10 protein-coding genes and 1 pseudogene are annotated in these 5,891 nt (G+C 36.6%); 2 read left to right on the forward strand and 9 right to left on the reverse strand.

What is annotated here, in order from left to right:
• Positions 1-491: 491 nt before the first annotated feature.
• On the reverse strand, positions 492-845 hold the full coding sequence (locus tag D1094_RS18750) for a hypothetical protein (RefSeq protein ID WP_259338003.1): 354 nt from the start codon (positions 843-845) through the stop codon (positions 492-494).
• Between the two features lie 39 nt (positions 846-884).
• Positions 885-1,373 (reverse strand): annotated as a pseudogene (locus D1094_RS18755) (FRG domain-containing protein); the annotation flags it as partial.
• A 172-nt stretch (positions 1,374-1,545) separates the two neighbouring features.
• Between D1094_RS18755 and D1094_RS18065 the strand changes: the two are divergent.
• The gene (locus D1094_RS18065; protein ID WP_118961497.1) at positions 1,546-1,797 is read left to right on the forward strand and encodes a type II toxin-antitoxin system Phd/YefM family antitoxin; all 252 of its coding nucleotides are present in this window, start codon (positions 1,546-1,548) and stop codon (positions 1,795-1,797) included.
• Complete coding sequence (locus D1094_RS18070) at positions 1,794-2,054, forward strand: Txe/YoeB family addiction module toxin (protein WP_118961498.1); 261 nt, start codon at positions 1,794-1,796, stop codon at positions 2,052-2,054. Before D1094_RS18065 ends, D1094_RS18070 begins: the two co-directional genes overlap by 4 nt.
• A gap of 88 nt (positions 2,055-2,142) precedes the next feature.
• On the opposite strand, the gene D1094_RS18075 is transcribed toward D1094_RS18070, so the two are convergent.
• From D1094_RS18075 to D1094_RS18110, 7 genes are all read right to left on the reverse strand, one after another.
• Complete coding sequence (locus D1094_RS18075; RefSeq protein WP_220452574.1) at positions 2,143-2,460, reverse strand: hypothetical protein; 318 nt, start codon at positions 2,458-2,460, stop codon at positions 2,143-2,145.
• Between the two features lie 74 nt (positions 2,461-2,534).
• Positions 2,535-2,954 carry a hypothetical protein gene (locus tag D1094_RS18080; protein ID WP_118961500.1) on the reverse strand — a complete coding sequence of 140 codons (420 nt, stop codon included), beginning with the start codon at positions 2,952-2,954 and terminating at the stop codon, positions 2,535-2,537.
• A 79-nt stretch (positions 2,955-3,033) separates the two neighbouring features.
• Entirely contained in the window at positions 3,034-3,336 is a 303-nt protein-coding gene (locus tag D1094_RS18085) for a hypothetical protein (protein ID WP_118961501.1), read from the reverse strand.
• 118 nt (positions 3,337-3,454) lie between these two features.
• On the reverse strand, positions 3,455-4,039 hold the full coding sequence (locus tag D1094_RS18090) for a M23 family metallopeptidase (RefSeq protein ID WP_118961502.1): 585 nt from the start codon (positions 4,037-4,039) through the stop codon (positions 3,455-3,457).
• 559 nt (positions 4,040-4,598) lie between these two features.
• A complete protein-coding gene (locus D1094_RS18100; RefSeq protein WP_118961504.1) occupies positions 4,599-4,958 on the reverse strand; it encodes a hypothetical protein in 360 nt (119 codons plus the stop codon).
• 109 nt (positions 4,959-5,067) lie between these two features.
• Entirely contained in the window at positions 5,068-5,262 is a 195-nt protein-coding gene (locus D1094_RS18105; protein ID WP_118961505.1) for a hypothetical protein, read from the reverse strand.
• A gap of 135 nt (positions 5,263-5,397) precedes the next feature.
• Complete coding sequence (locus D1094_RS18110) at positions 5,398-5,805, reverse strand: hypothetical protein (RefSeq protein ID WP_118961506.1); 408 nt, start codon at positions 5,803-5,805, stop codon at positions 5,398-5,400.
• Positions 5,806-5,891: the final 86 nt, after the last annotated feature.

A 5,891-nucleotide genomic window follows, 5' to 3' on the forward strand; every position in this document is an offset into this window, starting at 1 on the left:
CGTAACCCACCAAGCTAACCTTGAAAACACTGTTCTTACAATAAAATAATAACTCGATTTCGTGTTGCCAAATAACGCCACATTAAGCGGCTAATGACAGTTTGGCTAAAATAAGTGAGGCACGAACGAAAAGCCAACTGTTATTAGTCCGTTTGAATGCCTTGTTATATGCAAACCCCGTTAAAACAGGCTTTGCACGTATTTTGATTAAATGCACCGTAAACTGAACAGTGCCTTTTGAGCTAGGCAAATTGCCAGGCAAACTAGTAGCATTGCCACCTTTGAAAAAGGTATAAAAGGTAATGCTTATTAGTGACCTGCTCCAAGCTGTTTTAGCGAAAAACATCACGAACAAATCACTTATTCTTACGCTAATTTTTAATAGCATATAACGCCCTGTTAACAGGCAAAAAATAGTTGGTTAAAATTAGCGACGAAGGAGCAAAAACCAACTGTTTTTTGTCCTTGTTTAACAGCTTGTTAGGGCACTTTTATACTTTACCCCAAAGGTTTTTTTTATATTTAAAGTGTTTTGCTGCATTTTCAAGGGACGGCATAATAGTTAACTCTGAGATGTCTAGTTTATAAAGTAACTTTAATAATGATTTTGCTTCAGATACAGGCAAAGATAACCGAATTGCACCGTGCCTCATATAAAGTTTATTAGGCCTCTCCTCGTTAATAATATCCTCTAATGAAGGCCATTTACCATTAGTATTGAAAAAGTTATTCGCGCTATTGATTATTGTAAATAATCCACGTTGAGCGCCTAAAAACCTATTATTAACTTTTGGCGCAGATATTACGCTGACACTACTTAGATCTTTTAATAAATGAGTATACATACAAATGATTGAAAAATGTGAACCATCATCTTGTGATAAAGCAGAATTTGCAGCGAAATAGGCTGCAATAAAAGGCGATTCTGTCCAGTCTAATAGCCTAGTAGATACACCATGATGTTGAGCTAACGCTATGCTAGGTAAAAGTGTTGGCTTAAATATATCGTCGGAGCCATCGACTTAACCTTTAAAAAGGCTGTAATCAATGGGTGTTTTTAACCCTACATGATCCGCAGCCTCTAAAAAAAGATATACCGATCTTATTTCAGCATGAGTTTGTGAACATACATAATCGTTACGCTCTTTTTCACCTTTGTGTGGTGGTTGAGGTGTATAATTTTCTAGTTTGTTAGGTTCTCGATGAGCCGTTGGTAATAAGTCCCAACTTTTTTGAGCTTGACCACGGAAAATGTAACTGTTTGTCACTTTTTCACTTACATCAAAAACACTTTTAGGCTCGAAAATATTATCTTCAAGTAAGAAATTGAAAAGTTCACGGGCTGTTTCAAATGATTCATCTACATCATACATAGGTTGAATATACTCCTAGTGCCCTAACGCCTCACTAAGAGGCAAAAAATAGATGGTTAAAATAAGCGACGAAGGAGCAAAAACCAACTGTTTTTGTCCTTTTAAGTGACTTGTTATGTGCCAATGCGCTATACTGTACCAAATAACGTACATGAACACTTTGGAGATACACATGGATGCTATAAGTTACACAGCTGCTAGAGCAAATTTAGCAAATACAATGGCGCATGTCTGTAATGATCACGCACCAATTATTATTACACGTAAAAGTGAAGATCCTGTTGTTATGATGTCTTTAGAAGACTATAACGCCATGCAGGAAACTACATACTTACTAAGATCCCCTGCAAATGCTAGAGACCTTTTAGAATCAATTGCCGAGCTTGAAGCTGGAAATGGTACTGAAAGAGAGCTGATTGAATGAAGTTAACATTTTCAACAAAAGCTTGGGAACAATACCTTTACTGGCAAACCACCGATAAAAAAATACTTAAACGTATTAACCTACTCATTAAGGACATTCAAAGAACTCCTCAAGAAGGTATTGGTAAACCAGAGCCTTTAAAGCATGGATTATCTGGATATTGGTCGCGTCGAATAAATGATGAACATAGGATCGTTTATAAACATCACGATGACACGATTCTAATTGCACAACTCCGATACCATTACGGCACATAACGCCTCATTCAGAGGCAAAAAATAGTTGGTTAAAATAAGCGAGGCACGAGCAAAAACCAACTGTTTTTTGTCCTGCTGAAATGACTTGTTAGGTGTTCTTTTTGAACTTAGGCCAGCGATTGTAACCAACTTCAGGATCGTTAGACCTAAACTCTTTAATAAACTCAACTTCTTTTTTTGATAATTCAGACTCTTCACAATCAGGTGACTCCCAAAGGATTTCTTTGCGAATAGTATAGTCTTTGCGAATTTCATCAGGTAATTTTAGAAAATCTGCATTTACGGTATCCATATCGGGACTACCGTAATAACGATAACTCCCAACGCTATCTTTTCCGATATATATTTTACCAGTTGGATGATATGTGATTTTATAGATTTGCTTCATCCGTGACGAATACTCCATGAACACCTAACGCCCTAATAATGGGCTAAAAATAGTTTGCTAAAATGTTGAGGAACGAAAACAACAAACTGTTTTTAGTCCTTATTTATTAGCTTGTTATGTGGCTTTACCGCATTGTACCAGAATACACTTGTTACGATAAAACCTGTAATTATATAAACCCAAAAACTGAATGACTGCAACTGTTGGGGCATATTGCTAGGTAAAATATACCAAGAATATATAGCTGAGATAAGCAAACCAACTACCAGATATTGCCATAATTTATTAAAACGCAGCTTAGACAAAATAAAATGGCAAGGAACTCCTGCAACAACTACAACAGCAAATGAGGTGGACACAAAACCTAAAACAAACATCACCATTACAATTAGGCCGTCGGTAGAAAACAGATTGCCTGATCTAAATAGATCTTCAATAAACATACCGAGCACTATTATTAGTGAGGATAATGATGAAGTGATTACAGCTTTTGTAGTCGATTTAGCATCCATACTCGTGTGCCACATAACGCCCAAATAATGGGCAAATATCAGTTGGTTAAAATAAGCGACGCAGGAGCAAAACCAACTGTTATTTGTCCTGATTAATTTGCTTGTTAGGTAACCTTTTTCCAACCCAGTGAAAGAATGGGCCCAACCCTAGATAAATAAAAAACACACCACCTGAAAAGCAAAACAAAATGTTAAACCAAAACAATATTGGATCATCTACTCTTGAAACTTCAATTGCTCTCATTTGGAAGAAATCATCATCAGATTTAATAAACGAGAACCAAATACAAAAAGAACCAAATGCTAGCCCAATAAAATTTGAGAATTTGAACCAATACTTATCTACTTCGTATTCAAATTTTTCTTTAGGCCGATTTTCCAATGCCTCACCTCTCCATGGTTACCTAACGCCAAGCTAAGCGGAAAATGCAGTTGGCTAAAATGTGCGAGGCACGAGCGCAGCCAGCTGTAATTTTTCCGTTTAAGCGCCTTGTTATGCATTACTCGCCACTTTCTTCACGAGATTTTAAGTCTATTGTTTTTTGGTCAAAACGAATTTGCAGAGGTTGCTTTTCCTTCCATGCTGCAATATGTAAATGAGGGTTACGGCTATAGCCATTATTACCTATGGTCGCTACAATTTTACCAGCTTTGACAATGTCCCCAGTAGATACACTGATGTTATCAATATGTGCGATAAGAACTATAGTTCCATCAGCTTTTTTAAACGATATTGAACCCGCTCTGCCAGGAGTCATAACTCCTGGTTCATTTGTTACATTATTTTTATTAATAGATTCAATAGTACAATCACATGGAGCTAATACATTCTTACCAAAGCCATACCAATCTTCATTTTTATGTCCGTTATTTTTAAATGTTCTCATAAATAAACGTTCACCAGACTCGTAAAAGTCTTGAACTACACAGTCAGTACCTAGAGCATCCCCTACATACTCAAATTGACCATCCCAATGCTCAGTGCAATTAAATGATTCTGTGACGGGAGCGTGAATTTTAACAATGTCAGTAGCGAATACCTGAAAAGAAAAAAACAAACTTATTAATATAAAATACGGCTTCATTGAATATCCTTATATGCATAACGCCACGCTAATGGGCAAATTACAGTTGGTTAAAATAAGCGACGCAGGAGCAAAAACCAACTGTTATTTGTCCTGTTGAGCGCCTTGTTAGCTGACTATTACGCATACCAGCCTTAAGTCCACTTATAAAACTTTGATATTGGCAGTATCGCAAATAGTCCTAACAAAAAGAAAACTTCGAAAGTTAAAAAGCCACATAAAGCGAGAAAAACTAAATTTATGCTTACTTGTGTGTTACTCAGGTTAAAGTTGTTTTTGAGCCATTTAAACTCAGACATTAAATAAAAAACAACAACTAAACCAAAAGTAAAAGCTCCCACTAAATTACTAGTAACAATCATTGGAATTATAAAAAATACACTACCCAAGAAAAGGACTAACAATTCAATTTGAGGTAACGATATTTGCTCACCTTTTGACAATTGCGATCTCCTCCTCTTTTAGACAGCTAACGCCACGTTAAGCGGCAAAAAATTGTTGGCTAAAATTGTGAACGGAGTGAAACAGCCAACTGTTTTTTGTCCGTTTAAACGCCTTGTTAGAAAAGCCTTTGCTCCAACTGTGCAACAACCTTATCTGAAGATTTACAGCCCGTTGAAAACTCACTACGACTAACAAATATTTTTACTTCGGTGATTCCGCCAGAGTTTACAGTTAACCAATAATGGGGCATTTCTTCCCAAGAGTTAAGCATAAAGTAGTTACACCACAAATAACCGATATCTTTAGATAATAAAGTTGCTTCACCGTAATTCAAAGTGACGCTACTTACGGGATCTTTATTACCAGAAATAAATTTTTCGATGACAATAGAATCCACATCAGAAGGTAATCCCTTTTGAGGGAATAGACCTAAAAATATATACCCTACAACTATCACAACAACTAGATATTTCATTGGCTTTCTAACGCCACAATAAGCGGCTTGTAATTGTTGGCTACAATGTGAAGCGAAGCGGAACCGAGCCAACTGTTACAAGTCCGTTTGATTGCCTTGTTAGCAGTATTTACGCTGCTGTATCGTTGTTGACACGACCACCGATAATACTTGCTGAAACTGCACACCACACCGCAGAAACAGTTCCCATTAATGCAGGAGTAGATTCTATTACAGATGACATGTGAAGACCAAATAATGTTGCTAATAGCCCAACTGATAAGCCAGCAATAGCAAAAGATTGATTTCGTAATTGAATTTTCATGTAACACTCCATGTTTTGATAAATGATTATACTGCTAACGCCCTGTTAACAGGCAAAAAATTGTTGGCTAAAATAGCGACGAAGGAGCAAAAGCCAACTGTTTTTTGTCCTTGTTTAACAGCTTGTTAGGAGTACTTACTCCTGATACCTAGAAACAGCGAGGGCTTTAGCTTTTTCGACGGCTGAAATACCACCATCTAAAAGAATTTTACCCAATATTTCATCGCTTCTTTGAGACGCCATACTTGAATATTTATTACCTATCTTTTCGGCGACATAACACCAAGCATAAGCTTCTTGTAAGTCTAGTATTGGTTTTTCAGTTGATAATGAAACACATAAACCAAAAGGAGCTAATTCGTATTTAAACTTCGCTGACTCTAATAGAAACTCAAGTCCCAAATTAGGATCAAATTCCTTTCTTTCTTCTTTAAATAGTTCTGTACCGATCACGAACAATTGCTCTGGTGTATATTTACTTTTATCAACTGCAAATACCGCACCTGACATTAGAAACGATAGTAGAAAAATATACAGCCTCATCAGTACTCCTAACGCCTCGTTAAGAGGCAAAAAAATTGTTGGCTAAAATTAGCGACGAAGGAGCAAAAGCCAACTGTTTTTTGTCC

The organism is Colwellia sp. RSH04, assembly GCF_003545765.1.
GTDB lineage: Bacteria > Pseudomonadota > Gammaproteobacteria > Enterobacterales > Alteromonadaceae > Colwellia.

Excerpts from the sequence above, each read along its gene's own strand:
- D1094_RS18750 (WP_259338003.1), bottom strand. The coding sequence starts at position 845 with ATGTATACTCATTTATTAAAAGATCTAAGTAGTGTCAGCGTAATATCT.
- D1094_RS18065 (WP_118961497.1), top strand. The coding sequence starts at position 1,546 with ATGGATGCTATAAGTTACACAGCTGCTAGAGCAAATTTAGCAAATACA.
- D1094_RS18070 (WP_118961498.1), top strand. The coding sequence starts at position 1,794 with ATGAAGTTAACATTTTCAACAAAAGCTTGGGAACAATACCTTTACTGG.
- D1094_RS18075 (WP_220452574.1), bottom strand. The coding sequence starts at position 2,460 with ATGGAGTATTCGTCACGGATGAAGCAAATCTATAAAATCACATATCAT.
- D1094_RS18080 (WP_118961500.1), bottom strand. The coding sequence starts at position 2,954 with ATGGATGCTAAATCGACTACAAAAGCTGTAATCACTTCATCATTATCC.
- D1094_RS18090 (WP_118961502.1), bottom strand. The coding sequence starts at position 4,039 with ATGAAGCCGTATTTTATATTAATAAGTTTGTTTTTTTCTTTTCAGGTA.
- D1094_RS18100 (WP_118961504.1), bottom strand. The coding sequence starts at position 4,958 with ATGAAATATCTAGTTGTTGTGATAGTTGTAGGGTATATATTTTTAGGT.
- D1094_RS18105 (WP_118961505.1), bottom strand. The coding sequence starts at position 5,262 with ATGAAAATTCAATTACGAAATCAATCTTTTGCTATTGCTGGCTTATCA.
- D1094_RS18110 (WP_118961506.1), bottom strand. The coding sequence starts at position 5,805 with ATGAGGCTGTATATTTTTCTACTATCGTTTCTAATGTCAGGTGCGGTA.